This is a genomic window from Vibrio sp. B183 (assembly GCF_000740665.1).
Lineage (GTDB): Bacteria > Pseudomonadota > Gammaproteobacteria > Enterobacterales > Vibrionaceae > Vibrio > Vibrio coralliilyticus.
In genome coordinates, this window is the sequence record NZ_JPQB01000025.1 from 41,261 (window position 1) to 59,016 (window position 17,756).

A 17,756-nucleotide genomic window follows, 5' to 3' on the forward strand; every position below is an offset into this window, starting at 1 on the left:
CTAGATACAAACAAGCCGTGCGTTCCAGAGGATAGCACGGCTTGCTGCAATTTGGGTTGGGCAATTAACCTAGTTTAGCGCGAACTAAACCACTTACTTTACCCATATCTGCACGCCCTTGAATTTGAGGCTTAAGCACGCCCATTACTTTACCCATGTCTTGCATGCCCGCAGCACCTGAATTAGCAATAGCACTCTCAATAAGTGCCGCCACTTCTTCATCAGTTAGCGGTTGAGGCATAAAGTCCTCAAGTACAGCAATCTCAGCTTGCTCAGCGTCAGCCAGATCTTGTCGACCTGCTGATTCGAATTGAGCGACAGAGTCGCGACGTTGTTTAACCATTTTCGTCAGCACAGCGAGAATATCGTCGTCGCCCAGAGTAATCTGTTCGTCAACTTCACGTTGCTTAATGGCGGAAAGAGCTAAACGAATAGTACCAAGGCGCAGTTTGTCCTTGGCTTTCATCGCTAATTTTTGCTCTTCTTTGAGAGTATCAATCAGAGCCATAACTAGAATCCTTTTGGACTTAGCTATTAGTACAGGCGAACGCGACGAGCGTTTTCGCGAGCTAGCTTCTTAGCGTGACGCTTTTGAGCCGCTGCTTTAGCGCGTTTGCGAACTGTAGTTGGCTTTTCGTAGTGCTCACGACGACGCACTTCAGAAAGGATACCTGCTTTTTCGCAAGAGCGTTTGAAACGACGTAGAGCAACGTCGAACGGTTCGTTTTCACGTACTTTAACTACTGGCATATGCCTTTCACCTCAGGGGTTATTCGTTAATGCTGACTTCACAGTACCGAGCTTTAATGCTGGGTCTACAATCAGCTTGATCAAAAATGGTGCGGAATTTTAATCCGATCACATAGGCTTTGTAAAGCCCTTTGTAGTCTATTCAGTATACAAAATTTGTTTGCGAAGCCAAGCCGAGGTAAGATTGCGCCAATTTTGAATCAGAGATTAAGACACCTAGGCTAAACCATGCGCATTATTGGTATTGAAACCTCATGTGATGAAACAGGCATCGCGATTTACGATGATGAGAAAGGGCTGCTTTCTCATAAGCTATATAGTCAGGTTAAGCTCCATGCCGATTATGGTGGTGTGGTACCTGAACTTGCCTCACGAGATCATGTAAAGAAGACGATCCCATTGATCAAAGCCGCAATGGCCGAAGCGAATCTGACGCCAAAGGATATTGATGGAGTGGCGTATACCGCAGGTCCAGGCTTGGTTGGGGCGTTGCTTGTTGGTGCAACTATCGGTCGTAGCTTGGCGTATGCGTGGGGTGTACCTGCAGTGCCTGTCCATCATATGGAAGGCCACCTTCTCGCGCCTATGCTAGAAGATAATCCTCCTCCCTTCCCATTTGTCGCAGTCTTGGTCTCTGGTGGTCACTCAATGATGGTCGAAGTGAACGGCATTGGTGAATATAAGATTCTTGGTGAGTCGATTGATGACGCCGCAGGGGAAGCATTTGATAAAACAGCTAAACTGATGGGTTTGGATTATCCAGGTGGTCCACTGCTTTCTAAGTTAGCTGAAAAAGGCACGCCAGGGCGCTTCAAATTCCCTCGTCCAATGACAGATAGACCGGGCTTAGATATGAGCTTCTCAGGGCTGAAAACATTCACTGCTAATACCATTGCAGCGAATGGTGACGATGAACAAACGCGTGCTGATATAGCTCTAGCCTTTGAAGAAGCGGTGTGCGCTACATTAACGATTAAATGTAAGCGAGCGCTAGAGCAAACGGGTTTTAAACGCATCGTAATAGCGGGTGGCGTGAGTGCTAATCGTCGATTACGTGCTGACCTAGAACAACTTGCGCAGAAAATTGGCGGTGAGGTTTATTACCCTCGTACCGAGTTTTGTACCGACAATGGTGCAATGATCGCGTATGCAGGTATGCAACGATTGAAAAATGGTGAGCTGGCAGATTTATCGGTTCAGGCAACGCCACGTTGGCCTATCGATCAGCTTGAGCCTATCGCATAGATTGCTTGTTATAAGGCCGCTCTTGAGAGTCGGCCTTTTTTCTTTTTATCGGATAAAGTGAAAACATCCGAGGTGTTAACTTTGTCATTAATGATACTCTTGGATTTTATAAATATTACCAATGGAAAAAACTGTGAATAAATTTGCTGTAGATGGCCATCAAATGGCGTATCAAGATGTTGGCCAAGGCCCAGTTATCGTTTTTGGTCACAGCTATCTGTGGGACAGCGAAATGTGGGCGCCTCAAATTGAAGTATTGAGTCAAAACTATCGCTGCGTAGTGCCGGATTTTTGGGCTCATGGTCACTCTGAGTTTGCTCCAGCTTCAACTACCTCATTGGTGGATTATGCTCAGCAGATTATAGCGTTAATGGACCATCTGGAAGTTGAGCAGTTTTCGATTATCGGGCTTTCTGTTGGTGGTATGTGGGGCAGTGAAGTGGTGAATCTAGCACCTGAGCGTGTCAAATCTCTGGTTATGATGGATACGTTTGTCGGTTTAGAACCAGAAGTGACCCACAAAAAATACTTCACTATGTTGGAAACTATTTCGGCCGCACAAATGGTGCCAGAGCCTATCGTTGATATTGTTACTCCAATATTTTTTGCGCGAAATGCAGAGCAAGAGTCACCTGATTTAGTGGCTGGGTTTCGAGAGAAGTTATCTAATCTGAAAGGTCAGCAAGCTGCGGAAGTCGCACGTATGGGGCGAATGGTGTTTGGCCGTCGAGACCAAATCGAAGATATTGAGAAGTTCGCGTTACCTGTACTGATCGCTGTAGGGCAAGAAGACATTCCTCGTCCCGTTCTGGAATCGTATTTAATGAACGATTGCATTGCGGGCTCAGAACTTATTCAGGTGCCGAAAGCTGGTCACATTGCTAACCTAGAGCAACCAGAATTTGTTACTGCAATGCTGCAGAATTTCCTTTCTAAGGTATACAGTTAAACAATAATGAGGCCTCTTCATGAGGCCTTATTGAGCCCTTTCTTTTTCTCGCCGACTTTAGGTTCCGTTCCCTCAAACAAGCGCCTGATATTTTGGTGGTGTCTGAACACAATCAGGCAACATAGCATGGCGACAGGTAATGTGTATTGAGGCTTGATCATCCAGGTGTATAAAGGGGCTAATAGTACCGTGACGATGGCAGCCAGAGATGAATAACGAAAAATCAGTACAACCAACAACCATGTCGCCATGATCATTGCTGTTAAGTCGAGCCCTATTGGGGCTATGGCGCCTAGGGCAGTAGCAACGCCTTTACCACCTTTAAAATGAAAGAAGATCGGATACATATGGCCTAAACAGGCTGCGATCGCAATTACGCCAAGAATGATCGGGTCGATACTCAGGAAGTAACCACCCCAGACGGGAATTGTCCCTTTGAGCATATCGCATAGCAGCACTGCCGCAGCTGCCTTTTTGCCACCAATTCTTAACACGTTGGTTGCCCCCGGATTGTGAGAGCCGACTCCACGAGGGTCAGGGAGTCTGAGTACGCGACAGATCAAAACTGCACTCGATATCGAGCCCAATAGATAGGCAAAGATGATCATGACAAGTGCTAGTGGCGTCATAGTAAAGTTACTCGTTATAAAGAGATGTTAGCTAGGCAAGTAATTGATATCATATCGTGCTTAGAATACTCAAACTACCAACTGCGTGGCGTTTGAGATCAAAATAGTACGACTTTTTACCTGATTTGGGTATCCGACCTCTAAAGGAAGCAAAGCGCATGGATAAAGTATTTATCGAGCAGTTAGAAGTGATCACCACTATCGGCGTTTACGATTGGGAACAGGAAATCAAACAAAAGCTGGTTTTGGATATTGAAATGGCTCATGACAACCAACCAGCAGGTAAAAGTGATGATGTGGTTGATGCGTTGGACTATGCGCAAGTCAGCTCAGCAGTGTTATCTCATATTGAATCTGGCCGTTTTTTACTGGTTGAGCGTGTGGCTGAAGAAGTGGCTCAACTGATCATGACACAATTCAGTGTGCCATGGGTCAAGATTCGCCTCACCAAACCTGGTGCGGTACCGCAAGCTTCGGGTGTTGGAGTTATCATTGAACGAGGCGTGGCATGAACACCACATACATTGGAGTAGGATCCAATGTAGAAAGGCGCAAACATATTGAAGCTGCGATAGTTGAGTTGTCTGAGCTAGGTCAGGATCTTCGATTGTCCACGATTTATGAGTGTGAAGCGGTTGGGTTTGAAGGGGACACTTTCTATAACCTTGTCGTAGAAATGAAAACGCCATTAAGTTTAACGGAATTTTCACGACAACTGCGTCATATTGAGCTCAAATGGGGGCGCGAAGAATATGCGCAGAAGTTTCAGCCGCGAACCGTTGATCTGGACATCATATTATTTGGCCATCATGTCTCCGAACAAGCACCAGAATTGCCTCGTAGCGATATCTATAAGTACGGATTTGTGATTGAGCCACTTAACGAGTTATGCGCTGAACTTCGTGTGCCAGGTGATGGTCGAACCATACGCCAAATCTGGCGCGAATCGTCTTATCCAGAAACCTTAAACAAAGTCGACCTCTGGTTTGATTACCAAACATAATTGAGTATCTAATGAGTTATTTTGAAGCGTTTATCCTGGCCTTAATACAAGGTCTTACTGAGTTTTTGCCTATTTCCAGCTCGGCGCACTTAATCCTGCCTTCAGCAGTATTGGGCTGGGAAGATCAAGGTTTAGCGTTCGATGTGGCAGTGCACGTTGGCACGTTGGCAGCTGTCATGATCTATTTCCGTAGTGAAGTAGTGTCGTTACTGTCGGCCTTTTTTGCGTCTATTTTTAAAGGTGATCGCAGTAAAGAAGCAAAACTGGCGTGGATGATTATTCTAGCAACCATTCCTGCGTGTGTGTTTGGTTTGCTAATGAAAGACTTTATAGAATTGTATCTGCGCAGTGCTTGGGTGATTGCGACAACCACCATCGTTTTTGGTCTATTGCTGTGGTATGTCGATAAAAATTCAAGCCTCGCGGATGATGAGTATCAGGCAGATTGGAAGAAAGCATTGTTTATCGGTGTTGCTCAGGCACTAGCCATGATTCCAGGCACTTCTCGTTCTGGCGCGACAATCACGGCAGCATTGTACCTAGGCTTTACCCGTGAAGCGGCTGCAAGATTTTCTTTCCTCATGTCTATCCCTATCATTTTATTGGCTGGTGGTTACTTAGGTCTGAAATTGGTGAGCAGTGGCGACCCTATTCATCTAGGTGTTTTGCTGACAGGGATCGTAACCTCGTTTATCAGCGCCTACGTATGTATTCATTTCTTCCTGAAATTGATCTCTAGAATGGGGATGACACCTTTCGTGATTTACCGATTGATCCTCGGCTTTGGTTTGTTTGCATTCTTACTCATGCAGTAAGCGCAGAAGTTAATCAATATCTTTGTAAAGACCACATGCGTCAATCTCGCTTGAAAAGCGACATTATGATATATATGTGGTCTTTCTATATCTCTCATTCTTAGAATATTTTATGCGAATTTTTGCCCTAACTTTACTCTTGTTATTAGGCTGGCTGCAGTACACCTTGTGGCTGGGCAAAAATGGCATTTCTGAGTTTCAGTCGGTCAATGCTGAAATTGAAGTTCAGCATCAGGTCAATGGCAACCTGCAGAACCGAAACAATGAAATGTTTGCTGAAATTGATGACCTTCGCCAAGGGCTAGACGCTATCGAAGAGCGTGCTCGCCATGAACTGGGAATGGTAAAAGAAGGTGAGACGTTTTACCGCATTGTCGGAGATGACAACTAAGCATGACGCAAGTGAACCCTTCCATTGTCGCTATAGTCCCTGCTGCTGGTGTTGGCAGCCGTATGCAGGCAGATCGCCCAAAGCAGTACCTCTCTATTAACGATAAGGCCGTCCTTGAGCATACCGTCGAGAAACTACTGCAACACCCTAAAATAGACAAAGTTATCGTATCGATTACCGACGGTGATCCATACTTTCCGTTGCTATCTATTGCCCAAAACCCGCAGGTGGTAAAAGTGGATGGGGGGAAGGAGCGAGCAGATTCCGTCTTGTCTGGGCTGAAGTTCGTTTGTGACCATCAGCTTGCCGACTGGGTGATGGTGCATGATGCTGCCAGACCATGTGTTAAACAGCGAGATTTAGATAAGCTTATTGAGGTGTCATTACAGCATGAGGTTGGAGGCATTCTCGCTTCGCCCGTCAGAGACACAATGAAAAGAGCAAACAGAGGTCAAAATATTGATCATACTGTAGATAGAGAAGCACTGTGGCACGCACTGACTCCACAAATGTTTAAAACTGAGCAACTGACCACGGCCCTGAGTGAGGCGCTTTTGAAAGGTATTACGATTACTGACGAAGCGTCTGCGATGGAGTGGTCTGGGCAATCTCCAGCTCTGGTAAAGGGTTCGGCGGATAATATAAAAATTACTCAGCCCGAAGATTTAGCGCTCGCAGAGTTTTATCTTAATCGTAATAAAGGATAAATCATGATTCGTATTGGTCACGGCTTCGACGTTCACAAGTTTGGTGGCGAAGGCCCGGTAATTATAGGTGGTGTTTCTGTGCCGTATGAGCAGGGGCTGATCGCTCACTCAGATGGTGATGTTGCTCTGCATGCTCTATGTGACGCGTTACTCGGAGCCATTGCAGCGGGTGATATTGGTCGTCACTTTCCTGATACCGATGATGAATGGAAAGGAGCGGACAGCCGGGATTTACTGCGCGACGTGTACCGCAGAGTGAAAGAACAAGGTTATATACTGGGAAATGCGGACGTCACCATTATGGCTCAAGCGCCCAAAATGGCCCCGCATATCGCGGCGATGTGTGAAGTGATTGCGCAAGATCTTGAAACGGATATTGGCAATGTGAATGTCAAAGCGACAACGACGGAGCGCCTTGGTTTCACTGGCCGCAAAGAAGGTATCGCGACCGAAGCGGTCGTATTACTAATAAAACAACAATAAAAACTACGCCTTGGCGACTATCGCAGAAAGGGGTAACGGTAACATTATGACTGACATTTTATCTTCACTTGCCTATTTGAATGGAAAACCTCAAGCCACGGGGAAGTTGAAAGCCCAGCCGCAGCATTTTCAGGTTAACGAGGATCTTGGTTTTGCCTTTACTGGCGAAGGAGAGCATCTGATGGTGCGTATCCGTAAGACGGGAGAGAATACCAGCTTCGTTGCAAATGAGCTGGCTAAAGCCTGTGGCGTGAAATCGAAAGATGTCAGCTGGGCTGGTTTAAAAGATCGTCATGCTGTGACTGAGCAGTGGTTAAGTGTTCATCTGCCTAAAGGGAACACTCCTGATTTCAGAGCGTTTCTTAGCCAATATCCAAGTATTGAGATTGTTGAAACCAACCGCCACAACAAAAAACTACGCCCGGGTGACTTAATCGGAAATGAATTCATCATCACATTGACAGAAGTAAGTGATGTCGAAGATGTACTTGTGCGACTGGAATCAGTCCGCCAACACGGTGTTCCAAATTATTTTGGTAGTCAGCGTTTCGGGAACAACGGTAACAATCTCAATGAAGCAAGACGTTGGGGCCGTGAGAATGTGCGCACTCGAAATCAAAACAAAAGAAGCTTGTATCTTTCGGCAGCACGCTCGTGGATCTTCAACAACATAGTGTCACAGCGCATTGAACAAGACGTGTTTAATCTGGCTGTAGAAGGTGATTGTATTCAGACATCTGAGGGAGTTGTTAGTGCTGAATCAGAAGCACTGGCAGAACTTAACGAGGCCATTAAGCAAGGCGATGCTCAGATCACGGCAGCGATGGCGGGTGATAATGCTTTGCCCACTAAAGAGAAGGCTCTGGCATTGGAACAGTCTCATCTGGATGCGGAACCTGATTTGATGGCTCTTATCCGTGGAAATCGCATGCGCCATGATCGCCGTCCTGTAGCGCTAAAACCTCAGGATCTTTCTTGGAGTGTTGAGCAGGACACAATAACATTGCGATTCTCTTTGGATGCTGGCTGTTTCGCCACCGCAATCATTCGTGAGCTTATTCAGGAACAGGAAGTGGAGCGCAGCTACGAATGAATAAGAAAGCGCTGAAAATATTATTAAGTAACGATGATGGAGTGCATGCTGAGGGGATTCATGCTTTGGCTGAAGCATTGGGCGATCTTGCCGAGATTACCATTGTGGCGCCTGATCGAAATCGCTCTGGAGCATCAAACTCACTTACACTTGAACAACCTCTGCGTGTCAAAGAGTTATCGGCAGGTATATATTCTGTTCAGGGAACACCTACCGATTGTGTGCACTTTGCATTAAATGAGCTGATGAAAGATGACCTTCCGGATTTGGTACTGACGGGTATTAATCATGGTGCGAACTTGGGTGATGATGTGCTTTATTCCGGTACGGTGGCTGCTGCAATGGAAGGGCATTTCCTTGGGGTTCAGTCAATAGCTTTTTCTTTGGTAGGTAAAACTCACTTTGCAACGGCTGCTCATATCGCAAGAGACATTGTCGAGCAGCACCTTACGGCTCCGATACCAACCAATAGATTATTAAATATCAATATTCCCGATCTGCCATCGGATGCGCTGAAAGGTATCAGTGTCACTAGGTTAGGTGCGCGCCATCACGCGGAAGCGATGATCAAGCAGCAAGATCCGCGAGGTCATGATATTTATTGGTTAGGGCCTCCGGGTAAGGAACAGGACGCCGGAGAAGGTACGGATTTCTATGCCATCGAGCAGGGTTTTGTTTCACTTACCCCGCTACAAGTAGACCTGACGGCTCATGAGTCGTTACGCAGTATGGATAACTGGTTGAAGGACAAGTAAGAATGACGAATCCACATGCCGATAGATTGATCGACTTTCTGGTCGCCAGCGGCATTCAGGATCAAAACGTGATCAACGCAATTTATGCTTTGCCGCGAGAACGGTTTGTTTCTCAGGCGATGGTACATCAAGCGTATGACAACAACGCATTACCTATCGGTCAGGGGCAGACCATATCTCAGCCCTATATTGTTGCTAAGATGACCGAAATGCTTGAACTTCGCTCGACAAGCAAAGTCTTAGAAGTGGGGACCGGCTCTGGTTATCAGACGGCTGTACTAGCTCAGTTGGTGGATCATGTTTATTCGATAGAGCGCATCAAGTCTCTCCAGTGGGAGGCAAAGCGTCGCCTTAAGCAACTGGATATTTATAATGTATCGACGAAGCATGGAGATGGTTGGCAAGGCTGGGCAGTCAAAGGACCATTTGACGCAATTATTGTCACCGCTGCAGCAGCTTCCGTTCCTCCTGTACTGCTTGAACAGCTCTCGGATGGAGGCATTCTGGTGATTCCGGTCGGTGAGGATGTCCAGCAATTGCTAAAAATAACCCGTCAGGGCGATGAGTTTTTATCCCAAATTATCGAAGATGTGCGTTTTGTTCCCCTGATTGCTGGTGAACTTGCTTAACTATGAAGTGTTGGTCTAAGTTTATTCCTGTTGTGGCCTTAAGTAGCATACTTATTGGATGTGCTGCTCATTCCCCTGCGCCAGTTTCAGGTCTCAACAAAGACTACAGTTCTATCTCACGTGGTAGCTATCGAGGCAGTTACTATCAGGTCAAGAAAGGTGACACGCTTTACTTTATTGCGTACGTCACAGATAAAGATGTAAAAGATATCATTCGTTACAATGGCTTAACGGCGCCATACACCATCTTTCCTGGTCAAAAACTAAAACTTTGGCAACCTGCCTATAACCCGCCAGCGTACGGTGGTACAGGCGCGGGTGCGGTATCTGCACCTGTTGTTGTCGCAGCGGTATCAACACCATCTATAAAATCGAGTAAAAACTCGAATCAAGCGGTTAGCTCTAAAAGCACGCAAAGCAAACAAAAAGTGGTTAAAAAAGATCCAGTTAAGAAGGTTGATCAATCAAAATCAAAGGAGTATGTTGGTTCTAAAAGTAAACAAAACGTTAACAAATCGGTCAGTAGCTCTAAACCAAAGAATGAGAAAATCTCTAAATGGTTATGGCCAACCAAAGGGAGGGTAATCAAAAACTTCTCAGCTGGAGATCAAGGGAATAAAGGTATCGACATTGCAGGACAGCGAGGTCAGCCGATAACGTCTACAGCTAATGGCACCGTTGTTTATTCGGGTAACGCGCTGCGCGGTTATGGTAATCTCGTGATTATCAAACATAACGATAACTACCTCAGTGCTTATGCGCATAATGAACGGTTGCTCGTACACGAAGGACAAAGTGTAAAAGCAGGCCAGAAAATCGCAACAATGGGCAGTTCTGGAACCAACAGTGTTCGTCTACACTTTGAAATTCGCTATCAAGGTAAGTCAGTGAATCCAAAACGCTACTTACCCTAATACTTAATAGGTAAATAGCGACATTAGAAGTAGTAATGTCTTGCTAGCTCGCCAGGGGGAGGCGCTATGAGTATCAGCAATACAGCAACGAAAGTCGAAGAGTTCGAGCTTGAACCAACAATGGAATCGATTCAGGCAAACGGGCTTACTACCGCCAACCGCACCCAAGCAGAGGACGCCAAAGAGGAGTTTGACGCTTCCACAAAAAGCTTGGATGCCACTCAACTTTACTTGGGAGAAATTGGTTTCTCTCCACTACTCACCGCAGAAGAAGAAGTTTTGTACGCTCGCCGTGCCCTAAGAGGTGATGAAGCTGCGCGTAAACGAATGATTGAAAGTAATCTTCGCTTAGTGGTGAAAATTTCCCGTCGATACAGCAACCGTGGGCTTGCTCTGCTTGATCTGATTGAAGAAGGCAACTTAGGCTTGATTCGCGCGGTTGAAAAGTTTGACCCAGAGAGAGGGTTCCGATTCTCGACCTATGCTACATGGTGGATACGCCAAACGATTGAACGTGCTTTGATGAATCAAACTCGCACCATACGTTTGCCTATTCATGTGGTCAAGGAACTGAATATCTATCTGCGTACTGCTCGTGAGTTATCACAGAAGCTGGACCACGAACCAACGGCAGAAGAGATTGCTACACAACTCGATAAGCCAGTCGACGATGTCAGCAAGATGCTACGCCTTAACGAACGCATTAGTTCTGTAGACACCCCTATCGGTGGTGATGGTGAAAAAGCACTGCTGGATATTATTCCTGATGTGAACAACTCTGACCCTGAAGTATCCACACAAGACGATGATATCAAATCTTCATTGATCCATTGGTTGGATGAACTGAATCCTAAGCAGAAAGAAGTCTTAGCACGTCGTTTTGGATTATTGGGCTACGAGCCGTCAACACTGGAAGAAGTAGGACGTGAAATTAACCTAACTCGTGAACGTGTTCGTCAGATTCAGGTTGAAGGCCTACGCCGTTTAAGAGAGATCCTGATCAAACAAGGTCTGAACATGGAAAGCCTGTTCAGCATGAACGAAGAGTAAATGCTTCTTAAGTAAAGAAAAAGCCTTGGCATTGCCAAGGCTTTATTATTTTGCGCTCTGCTATTTACTAACTTTCTTTGGCGTTACTTGGAAACACTTTTACCAGTTTAATACGGTTCTCTTCTAACTCGACGATTTCCATTGGGTGACCCGACACTTGAACGCTCAGGTGGCTTTCAGGAATATCCTCTAAATGCTCAAGGATCAAACCGTTTAATGTGCGAGGGCCGTCAGTTGGTAGCTTCCACATTAACCCTTTGTTGATATCGCGAATATTTGCACTGCCCTCAATTAAGAAACTGCCATCACCTTGTGGGGTGATTTCTTCAGACAGACTTGGTGCAATCGAAGTGGTGAACTCGCCAACAATTTCTTCCAGAATATCTTCTAGTGTAATCAAGCCAATGATGTCACCGTATTCGTTGACGATAAGTCCGATACGTTCTTTATTTCGCTGAAACTTCAACAGCTGAATATTGAGCGGAGTGCCTTCAGGAATAAAGTAAACTTCGTCTGCGGCTCTGAGCAGAGTCTCTTTGTTAAACTCGTTTTTTTCCAGCATCAGTCGGTAAGACTCACGTAAGCGCAGCATACCGACGACTTCGTCAATCTGGTCGCGGTATAGCACGACGCGACCATGAGGAGAGTGGGTCAGCTGGCGAACAATGGATTTCCAGTCATCATTAATATCGATGCCTGTGATTTCGTTTCTCGGTACCATGATGTCATTAACAGTGACATGCTCTAGATCGAGGATGGAAATCAACATATCTTGGTGGCGCCTTGGGATCAGGCTACCAGCTTCGTTAACGACGGTACGCAGTTCTTCTGAGCTTAGATGATCATCGCCACCGTGATTGGCTCGAATACCAAGTAAGCGTATAAAGCCATTAGTAATGAAGTTAACCAGCATCACCAGGGGTGACAGTAGCCTCATCAAGATGCTAAGAAGTATGCTGCTCGCGTATGACACTCTCTCAGGGTAGAGTGCTGCCAGCGTTTTTGGTGTTACTTCTGCGAAAACGAGGATCACCATAGTTAGCGCACCCGTTGCAATGGCAACCCCGATATCACCGTATAAGCGCATTCCGAGAATAGTCGCGATTGCTGAGGCGAGAATATTGACGAGGTTATTGCCAATGAGAATCAAACCAATCAAACGATCTGGGCGATCCAATAGCTTTTCGACGCGTTTAGCGCCTTTATGCCCATTATTCGCAAGGTGTTTGAGACGGTAGCGATTCAGAGCCATCATGCCGGTTTCTGAACCTGAGAAATATCCTGAAATAACAATCAGACACGCGAGTAGCGCAAACAAGAGACCCGTTGATATGTCGTCCAAAACTTATCTTTTCCTTTTGATGTTTGATTAATTTATGACCTAACAAAAGCGCTAAGTCAATCTCAGGTATCGGGCGAAGTATTGTAAAAGAAAGGTGCAGTCTATGCACCTTTGAATATCAATTAGTTAAGAATGATCTCGCGAACAAAGCGGCTGCCAAAATAAGCCAGTGTCAGCAAAGTCGCTCCGGCAACGGCAAACCAAGTCACTTTTCGACCACGCCATCCTTTCTGATAGTGACCCCAGAGCAGAATGGAGTAGACCACCCAAGCAATAAAGGACAAGATGCCTTTGTGCGCTTTTCCTTGAGCAAACATATCTTGCACAAAAATAAAGCCAGTGAGCAGGGTGCCGGTTAGCAGCAGGTTACCAACCAAGATGATCTTAAAGAGTTGCCGTTCGACCATCAGCAATGGTGGTAGGTTCGGGTTAATCACTAAGGCTTTTTTGGTTTTTAATTTGTGATCTAACCAAGCCAGTTGCAGAGCATAAAGAGCACCAATGGTGAGCGTTGAGTATGAGAAAAGCGCCAGAGAAATATGGATCAGCAGTTTTGGATCTTGCTCTAAATGAGTAATAAACGTGCTAGGTAAGAAAGCGGCAGCAGATAGGTTTATTGCCGCAAAGCTATATACTACGGGCAAAAGAAACCATAGGCGTGTTCTTAGCATCGCCAGGCTTAAAACCAGAGAAATAATAAAACTGATCAAGGAAGCGACATTGAGGATACTTAAATTCTGCCCTGATCCTTCAATAATCAAATCACTTAATAACCAGGCATGAAAAGCGAGCGCTAAGAAAGCACTGATCAAGACAGTTTTGGCTCGGATCCCTGTTTGATGTACAAGCCCCGGTACTATGGTTGCTATTGCTAAGAAATAGAGTATTGCAGCAGCAACGGCGATTAAGTTGTCCATTCTTCTCTAAGATCTGGTGGATTTTTAACAAATTATACCTTGCATCAACAGCTTGGGCTATGACTTATCTCCCTGATTTGTGTCACGGGAGAGATCAAATGTTATCACGGCAGTGCAAAGCGAGGACTGGCTAAGGTATACTCACAATAATTTGTCGTCATTTTAGGGCGACTACACTGTGAGTCGCTCAGGTAAAGAGACTAAGATGTTTGAGAATTTAACGGATCGATTATCCAAAACGCTGAAGAATATCAGCGGTAAAGGTCGTTTGACCGAAGACAATATAAAAGACACTTTGCGTGAAGTGCGCATGGCGCTGCTTGAAGCCGACGTCGCTCTTCCGGTTGTACGTGATTTTGTCAAACGCGTAAAAGAAGGCGCCGTGGGCGTAGAGGTTTCTAGGTCTCTAACCCCTGGCCAAGAGTTCATTAAGATTGTTCAATCAGAACTTGAAGCCGTAATGGGTGAATCCAATGAGGCACTGAACCTTGCTGCACAGCCGCCAGCTGTGATCCTAATGGCAGGCTTGCAAGGTGCCGGTAAAACCACCTCGGTTGGTAAGCTTTCTAAGCTGTTAAAAGAGAGAGACAAGAAAAAAGTCTTAGTTGTCTCTGCGGACGTGTATCGCCCAGCGGCGATCAAACAGCTAGAAACGCTGGCTTCAGACATTGGTGTCGATTTCTTCCCATCTTCGCCTGATCAAAAGCCGATTGATATTGCCAATGCTGCGATAGACCATGCGAAGAAGAAATTCTATGACGTTCTTCTTGTCGATACTGCAGGTCGCCTAGCGATCGATGAGCAGATGATGGGTGAGATCCAAGAGCTTCACTCTGCAATTGATCCTGTTGAAACTCTGTTTGTTGTCGATGCAATGACTGGTCAGGATGCCGCAAACACAGCGAAAGCGTTTGGCGATGCGTTACCACTGACGGGGGTGATCCTAACCAAGGTCGATGGTGATGCGCGTGGTGGTGCGGCACTTTCAGTTCGTCATATCACAGGTAAACCAATTAAATTCTTGGGGGTCGGTGAGAAAACCGATGCACTAGAACCATTCCACCCTGATCGTGTTGCTTCACGTATTCTTGGTATGGGTGACGTACTGTCGCTTATCGAAGATCTACAACGTAATGTTGATACTGAGAAAGCAGAGAAGCTGGCGAAGAAGTTTAAAGAGAAGAAAGGCTTCGACCTTGAAGACTTCCGTGAACAGCTTGGTCAGATGCAGAACATGGGCGGCATGATGGGCATGATGGATAAACTGCCAGGCATGAGCAATTTGCCAGACAACGTCAAAGACAAAGTCGATGACAAGATGTTTAAGCAAATGGAAGCCATTATCAATTCCATGACCATGAAAGAACGCCAACGTCCTGAATTGATTAAAGGCTCGCGTAAGAAACGTATTGCTGCGGGTTCTGGTACTCAGGTTCAGGATGTTAACCGCCTGCTCAAGCAATTCACTCAGATGCAGAAGATGATGAAGAAAATGCAGAAGGGTGGAATGAAGGGCATGATGCGCAACATGCAAGGCATGATGGGAGGCATGGGCGGTATGGGTGGAGGCGGCGGCTTCAATCCATTTGGGCGCTAAAATTCCCCTGCGATAAAAATTTCAAGGTGTTAGCTAGGTCACAAACTTAGAACTCGTTTTATGTTGGTGAAAAAGTAGCTAAATACCTTGCATTGCTCCGGAATAAGAGTAAAATTCCGGAGCTTTATTTTGGCACGAGACCCCAAACTGTTTTTCATTAAGCGGTTCCTGGGGTTAATTTTATTTTTGAGAAAGCAAAGAGGACGACATGGTAACCATTCGTTTGGCACGTCACGGCGCTAAGAAGCGTCCATTTTATCAAATCGTAGTAGCGGACAGCCGCAATGCTGCAACTGGCCGTTTCATCGAGAAAGTTGGTTTCTTCAACCCAACGGCTAAAGGTCAAGAAGAAGGTCTACGTCTAGACCTAGATCGCGTTAACCACTGGGTTGGTCAAGGCGCATCTCTATCTGACCGCGTAGCTAAGCTAGTTAAAGACGCTCAAAAAGCGGCTTAATTCTTAATTTAAGAAGTAGTAATTAGCTTATGTCGATGAAAGGTAATGAAACAATGAGCAGCGAGAAGATTGTTGTAGGTAAGTTTGGTGCTACTTACGGCATTCGTGGCTGGCTTAAAGTTTTTTCCTACACAGACAATACCGAAAGCATATTTGATTACGCACCTTGGTTTATTAACCAGAAAGGTGAGTGGGTTGAGCGAAAAGTAGAAAGCTGGAAGCGCCATAACAAAGGTTTGGTGGTAAAGCTGGAAGGTCTGGACGTGCGCGAAGACGCGCAATTACTGACTAACTTTGAAATCGCAATTGACCCTGCGGTACTGCCAGAATTGCCAGAAGATGAGTTCTACTGGCGTGATTTGATTGGAATGCAGGTTGTAACTGATAAAGGTTATGACTTAGGCACTGTCTCTGACATGCTTGAAACGGGTTCCAACGATGTTTTGGTGGTTAAAGCAAATTTGAAAGATGCTTTTGGGCAAAAGGAACGATTAATTCCGTTCCTTGAAGAGCAAGTGATCAAGTTGATTGATCGTGAAGCTCAACGGATCGAAGTTGACTGGGATCCTGGCTTCTAAACTCCAAATTATCAGAGCGAGATAAACATGTGGGTTGGCGTAATTAGCCTATTTCCTGAAATGTTCCGTTCTGTTACTGATTTTGGAGTAACAGGTCAAGCGGTTAAGAAAGGTCTCTTGTCGATTGAGACTTGGAATCCTCGTGATTTCACTCACGACAAGCATCGAACTGTCGATGACAGACCTTACGGTGGAGGCCCAGGTATGCTTATGATGGTTCAGCCTTTGCGCGATGCTATCCATACCGCTAAACAAGCCTCACCGGGTAAGACGAAAGTTATTTACCTATCACCTCAAGGTCGTAAACTCGACCAGCAAGGGGTGGAAGAGCTGGCAACAAATGAGAATTTACTTCTGATTTGCGGCCGCTATGAAGGGGTAGATGAGCGTATCATCCAATCTGAGGTTGACGAAGAATGGTCAATCGGAGATTTCGTGATGACGGGTGGAGAGATTCCGGCCATGACGCTAATCGACTCGGTATCTCGGTTTATACCGGGAGTGCTGGGAGATTTTTCGTCAGCAGAAGAAGATTCTTTTGCCAATGGTTTATTGGACTGTCCGCACTATACGCGTCCGGAAGTGTTAGATGGAGAAGAGGTACCTACGGTACTGAAATCCGGTAACCATAAGGACATTCGTCGCTGGCGACTCAAGCAGTCGTTAGGCCGTACCTGGATAAGAAGACCAGAGCTCCTGGAAAACCTAGCTCTGACTGACGAACAGGAATTATTACTCGCTGAGTTCATTAAAGAACATAACGCGAAGTAACCTATTAAATTTAGTATCAGTTTATTCTAGGAATATTGAAAATGAGTAACATCATCAAGGCTCTTGAAGAAGAGCAAATGAAAAAAGACCTACCTAACTTTGCACCTGGTGACACAGTTGTTGTTCAAGTTAAGGTAAAAGAAGGTGACCGTGAGCGTCTACAGGCTTTTGAAGGCGTTGTAATCGGTGTTCGTAACCGTGGTCTACATTCTGCATTCACTGTACGTAAGATTTCTAACGGTGAAGGTGTAGAGCGTACGTTCCAAACTCACTCTCCAATGGTTGATAGCATTGAAGTTAAACGCCGCGGTGCAGTACGTCGTGCCAAACTGTACTACCTACGTGAGCGTTCTGGTAAGTCAGCTCGTATTAAAGAGAAGCTTGCTAAGAAGTAATGCTATAACTAGCGTTCTCATAGTATTAGCGGAGGCCTTAGGCCTCCGCTTTTTTATTTTCTAGCCCTAAACCACCTTCTTTAGAAGGTGGTGATCGTTCTGTTGGGCTTTGCCCGAAGAACGCTCATGTTCAAGATGTCCTCGTTTGCAACCAACAAATGAAGGAAATAACGAACATGAGCAGATATGAATCCGCTTCACACGTTTATCATCGGTGCCAATATCATATTGTTTGGACACCTAAATATCGACTAAAGATTCTGAAAGGAAATTTAGGCAAAGAGCT

The 17,756-nt window shown here is 45.6% G+C and carries 24 protein-coding genes; 19 read left to right on the top strand and 5 right to left on the bottom strand.

Annotation, left to right across the window (positions count from 1 at the left end; all coding sequences use genetic code 11):
• Positions 1-64: 64 nt before the first annotated feature.
• On the bottom strand, positions 65-508 hold the full coding sequence (locus IX95_RS21865) for a GatB/YqeY domain-containing protein (RefSeq protein ID WP_038164026.1): 444 nt from the start codon (positions 506-508) through the stop codon (positions 65-67).
• A gap of 26 nt (positions 509-534) precedes the next feature.
• Positions 535-750, bottom strand: a complete 216-nt coding sequence (gene rpsU / locus IX95_RS21870; RefSeq protein WP_001145625.1) for a 30S ribosomal protein S21 — start codon at positions 748-750, stop codon at positions 535-537.
• A gap of 228 nt (positions 751-978) precedes the next feature.
• Between rpsU and tsaD the strand changes: the two genes are divergently transcribed.
• Both tsaD and IX95_RS21880 read left to right on the top strand, forming a co-directional pair.
• Positions 979-1,995, top strand: a complete 1,017-nt coding sequence (gene tsaD, locus IX95_RS21875) for a tRNA (adenosine(37)-N6)-threonylcarbamoyltransferase complex transferase subunit TsaD (protein WP_006958176.1) — start codon at positions 979-981, stop codon at positions 1,993-1,995.
• A gap of 133 nt (positions 1,996-2,128) precedes the next feature.
• Positions 2,129-2,944, top strand: coding sequence for an alpha/beta fold hydrolase (locus IX95_RS21880; RefSeq protein ID WP_038164062.1), 816 nt, complete (start codon positions 2,129-2,131; stop codon positions 2,942-2,944).
• Between the two features lie 17 nt (positions 2,945-2,961).
• Here IX95_RS21880 and plsY read toward each other — a convergent pair whose 3' ends face one another.
• The gene (gene plsY / locus IX95_RS21885) at positions 2,962-3,573 is read right to left on the bottom strand and encodes a glycerol-3-phosphate 1-O-acyltransferase PlsY (protein ID WP_038164031.1); all 612 of its coding nucleotides are present in this window, start codon (positions 3,571-3,573) and stop codon (positions 2,962-2,964) included.
• Positions 3,574-3,731: 158 nt separating this feature from the next.
• On the opposite strand from plsY, the gene folB reads away from it, so the two are divergent.
• The 11 genes from folB (at position 3,732) to rpoS (ending at position 11,413) form a co-directional block, all read left to right on the top strand.
• Positions 3,732-4,085, top strand: a complete 354-nt coding sequence (gene folB / locus IX95_RS21890) for a dihydroneopterin aldolase (RefSeq protein WP_019277509.1) — start codon at positions 3,732-3,734, stop codon at positions 4,083-4,085.
• Complete coding sequence (gene folK, locus IX95_RS21895; protein WP_038164034.1) at positions 4,082-4,576, top strand: 2-amino-4-hydroxy-6-hydroxymethyldihydropteridine diphosphokinase; 495 nt, start codon at positions 4,082-4,084, stop codon at positions 4,574-4,576. Before folB ends, folK begins: the two co-directional genes overlap by 4 nt.
• 11 nt (positions 4,577-4,587) lie before the next feature.
• Positions 4,588-5,391, top strand: a complete 804-nt coding sequence (locus IX95_RS21900; RefSeq protein ID WP_038164036.1) for an undecaprenyl-diphosphate phosphatase — start codon at positions 4,588-4,590, stop codon at positions 5,389-5,391.
• A gap of 112 nt (positions 5,392-5,503) precedes the next feature.
• Positions 5,504-5,782: a cell division protein FtsB gene (gene ftsB, locus IX95_RS21905; RefSeq protein ID WP_019277512.1), complete on the top strand. Its 279-nt coding sequence runs from the start codon at positions 5,504-5,506 to the stop codon at positions 5,780-5,782.
• Positions 5,783-5,784: 2 nt separating this feature from the next.
• Positions 5,785-6,489 carry a 2-C-methyl-D-erythritol 4-phosphate cytidylyltransferase gene (gene ispD / locus IX95_RS21910; RefSeq protein WP_038164037.1) on the top strand — a complete coding sequence of 235 codons (705 nt, stop codon included), beginning with the start codon at positions 5,785-5,787 and terminating at the stop codon, positions 6,487-6,489.
• 3 nt (positions 6,490-6,492) lie between these two features.
• Positions 6,493-6,972, top strand: coding sequence for a 2-C-methyl-D-erythritol 2,4-cyclodiphosphate synthase (gene ispF, locus IX95_RS21915; RefSeq protein ID WP_038164039.1), 480 nt, complete (start codon positions 6,493-6,495; stop codon positions 6,970-6,972).
• Positions 6,973-7,018: 46 nt separating this feature from the next.
• Positions 7,019-8,065 (top strand): tRNA pseudouridine(13) synthase TruD, encoded by a 1,047-nt coding sequence (gene truD, locus IX95_RS21920; RefSeq protein ID WP_038164041.1) that lies wholly within the window; start codon positions 7,019-7,021, stop codon positions 8,063-8,065.
• 11 nt (positions 8,066-8,076) lie between these two features.
• Entirely contained in the window at positions 8,077-8,820 is a 744-nt protein-coding gene (gene surE / locus IX95_RS21925; RefSeq protein ID WP_171354641.1) for a 5'/3'-nucleotidase SurE, read from the top strand.
• A 2-nt stretch (positions 8,821-8,822) separates the two neighbouring features.
• The gene (locus IX95_RS21930; protein WP_038164045.1) at positions 8,823-9,449 is read left to right on the top strand and encodes a protein-L-isoaspartate(D-aspartate) O-methyltransferase; all 627 of its coding nucleotides are present in this window, start codon (positions 8,823-8,825) and stop codon (positions 9,447-9,449) included.
• A 2-nt stretch (positions 9,450-9,451) separates the two neighbouring features.
• Positions 9,452-10,363 (top strand): murein hydrolase activator NlpD, encoded by a 912-nt coding sequence (nlpD, locus tag IX95_RS21935; RefSeq protein WP_021456683.1) that lies wholly within the window; start codon positions 9,452-9,454, stop codon positions 10,361-10,363.
• Positions 10,364-10,429: 66 nt separating this feature from the next.
• Positions 10,430-11,413, top strand: a complete 984-nt coding sequence (gene rpoS / locus IX95_RS21940; RefSeq protein WP_006958149.1) for an RNA polymerase sigma factor RpoS — start codon at positions 10,430-10,432, stop codon at positions 11,411-11,413.
• 67 nt (positions 11,414-11,480) lie between these two features.
• Here rpoS and IX95_RS21945 read toward each other — a convergent pair whose 3' ends face one another.
• Positions 11,481-12,755: an HlyC/CorC family transporter gene (locus IX95_RS21945; RefSeq protein ID WP_038164049.1), complete on the bottom strand. Its 1,275-nt coding sequence runs from the start codon at positions 12,753-12,755 to the stop codon at positions 11,481-11,483.
• 122 nt (positions 12,756-12,877) lie between these two features.
• The gene (locus IX95_RS21950; RefSeq protein ID WP_038164050.1) at positions 12,878-13,672 is read right to left on the bottom strand and encodes a cytochrome C assembly family protein; all 795 of its coding nucleotides are present in this window, start codon (positions 13,670-13,672) and stop codon (positions 12,878-12,880) included.
• 205 nt (positions 13,673-13,877) lie between these two features.
• Between IX95_RS21950 and ffh the strand changes: the two genes are divergently transcribed.
• The 6 genes from ffh to IX95_RS26095 form a co-directional block, all read left to right on the top strand.
• Positions 13,878-15,269: a signal recognition particle protein gene (ffh, locus tag IX95_RS21955; RefSeq protein ID WP_038164052.1), complete on the top strand. Its 1,392-nt coding sequence runs from the start codon at positions 13,878-13,880 to the stop codon at positions 15,267-15,269.
• A gap of 208 nt (positions 15,270-15,477) precedes the next feature.
• On the top strand, positions 15,478-15,726 hold the full coding sequence (rpsP, locus tag IX95_RS21960) for a 30S ribosomal protein S16 (RefSeq protein WP_005438039.1): 249 nt from the start codon (positions 15,478-15,480) through the stop codon (positions 15,724-15,726).
• 29 nt (positions 15,727-15,755) lie between these two features.
• Positions 15,756-16,304, top strand: coding sequence for a ribosome maturation factor RimM (gene rimM / locus IX95_RS21965; RefSeq protein WP_029236289.1), 549 nt, complete (start codon positions 15,756-15,758; stop codon positions 16,302-16,304).
• A 27-nt stretch (positions 16,305-16,331) separates the two neighbouring features.
• Positions 16,332-17,075, top strand: coding sequence for a tRNA (guanosine(37)-N1)-methyltransferase TrmD (gene trmD / locus IX95_RS21970; RefSeq protein ID WP_038164057.1), 744 nt, complete (start codon positions 16,332-16,334; stop codon positions 17,073-17,075).
• Between the two features lie 41 nt (positions 17,076-17,116).
• Positions 17,117-17,470 (top strand): 50S ribosomal protein L19, encoded by a 354-nt coding sequence (gene rplS, locus IX95_RS21975; RefSeq protein WP_006958143.1) that lies wholly within the window; start codon positions 17,117-17,119, stop codon positions 17,468-17,470.
• A gap of 176 nt (positions 17,471-17,646) precedes the next feature.
• The coding region (locus IX95_RS26095) for a transposase (protein WP_200876927.1) at positions 17,647-17,756 on the top strand (110 nt) is incomplete at its 3' end.

Coding starts and splice junctions, on each gene's coding strand:
- IX95_RS21865 (WP_038164026.1), bottom strand. CDS start 508: ATGGCTCTGATTGATACTCTCAAAGAAGAGCAAAAATTAGCGATGAAA.
- rpsU (WP_001145625.1), bottom strand. CDS start 750: ATGCCAGTAGTTAAAGTACGTGAAAACGAACCGTTCGACGTTGCTCTA.
- tsaD (WP_006958176.1), top strand. CDS start 979: ATGCGCATTATTGGTATTGAAACCTCATGTGATGAAACAGGCATCGCG.
- plsY (WP_038164031.1), bottom strand. CDS start 3,573: ATGACGCCACTAGCACTTGTCATGATCATCTTTGCCTATCTATTGGGC.
- folB (WP_019277509.1), top strand. CDS start 3,732: ATGGATAAAGTATTTATCGAGCAGTTAGAAGTGATCACCACTATCGGC.
- folK (WP_038164034.1), top strand. CDS start 4,082: ATGAACACCACATACATTGGAGTAGGATCCAATGTAGAAAGGCGCAAA.
- IX95_RS21900 (WP_038164036.1), top strand. CDS start 4,588: ATGAGTTATTTTGAAGCGTTTATCCTGGCCTTAATACAAGGTCTTACT.
- ftsB (WP_019277512.1), top strand. CDS start 5,504: ATGCGAATTTTTGCCCTAACTTTACTCTTGTTATTAGGCTGGCTGCAG.
- ispD (WP_038164037.1), top strand. CDS start 5,785: ATGACGCAAGTGAACCCTTCCATTGTCGCTATAGTCCCTGCTGCTGGT.
- ispF (WP_038164039.1), top strand. CDS start 6,493: ATGATTCGTATTGGTCACGGCTTCGACGTTCACAAGTTTGGTGGCGAA.
- truD (WP_038164041.1), top strand. CDS start 7,019: ATGACTGACATTTTATCTTCACTTGCCTATTTGAATGGAAAACCTCAA.
- IX95_RS21930 (WP_038164045.1), top strand. CDS start 8,823: ATGACGAATCCACATGCCGATAGATTGATCGACTTTCTGGTCGCCAGC.
- nlpD (WP_021456683.1), top strand. CDS start 9,452: ATGAAGTGTTGGTCTAAGTTTATTCCTGTTGTGGCCTTAAGTAGCATA.
- rpoS (WP_006958149.1), top strand. CDS start 10,430: ATGAGTATCAGCAATACAGCAACGAAAGTCGAAGAGTTCGAGCTTGAA.
- IX95_RS21950 (WP_038164050.1), bottom strand. CDS start 13,672: ATGGACAACTTAATCGCCGTTGCTGCTGCAATACTCTATTTCTTAGCA.
- ffh (WP_038164052.1), top strand. CDS start 13,878: ATGTTTGAGAATTTAACGGATCGATTATCCAAAACGCTGAAGAATATC.
- rpsP (WP_005438039.1), top strand. CDS start 15,478: ATGGTAACCATTCGTTTGGCACGTCACGGCGCTAAGAAGCGTCCATTT.
- rimM (WP_029236289.1), top strand. CDS start 15,756: ATGTCGATGAAAGGTAATGAAACAATGAGCAGCGAGAAGATTGTTGTA.
- trmD (WP_038164057.1), top strand. CDS start 16,332: ATGTGGGTTGGCGTAATTAGCCTATTTCCTGAAATGTTCCGTTCTGTT.
- rplS (WP_006958143.1), top strand. CDS start 17,117: ATGAGTAACATCATCAAGGCTCTTGAAGAAGAGCAAATGAAAAAAGAC.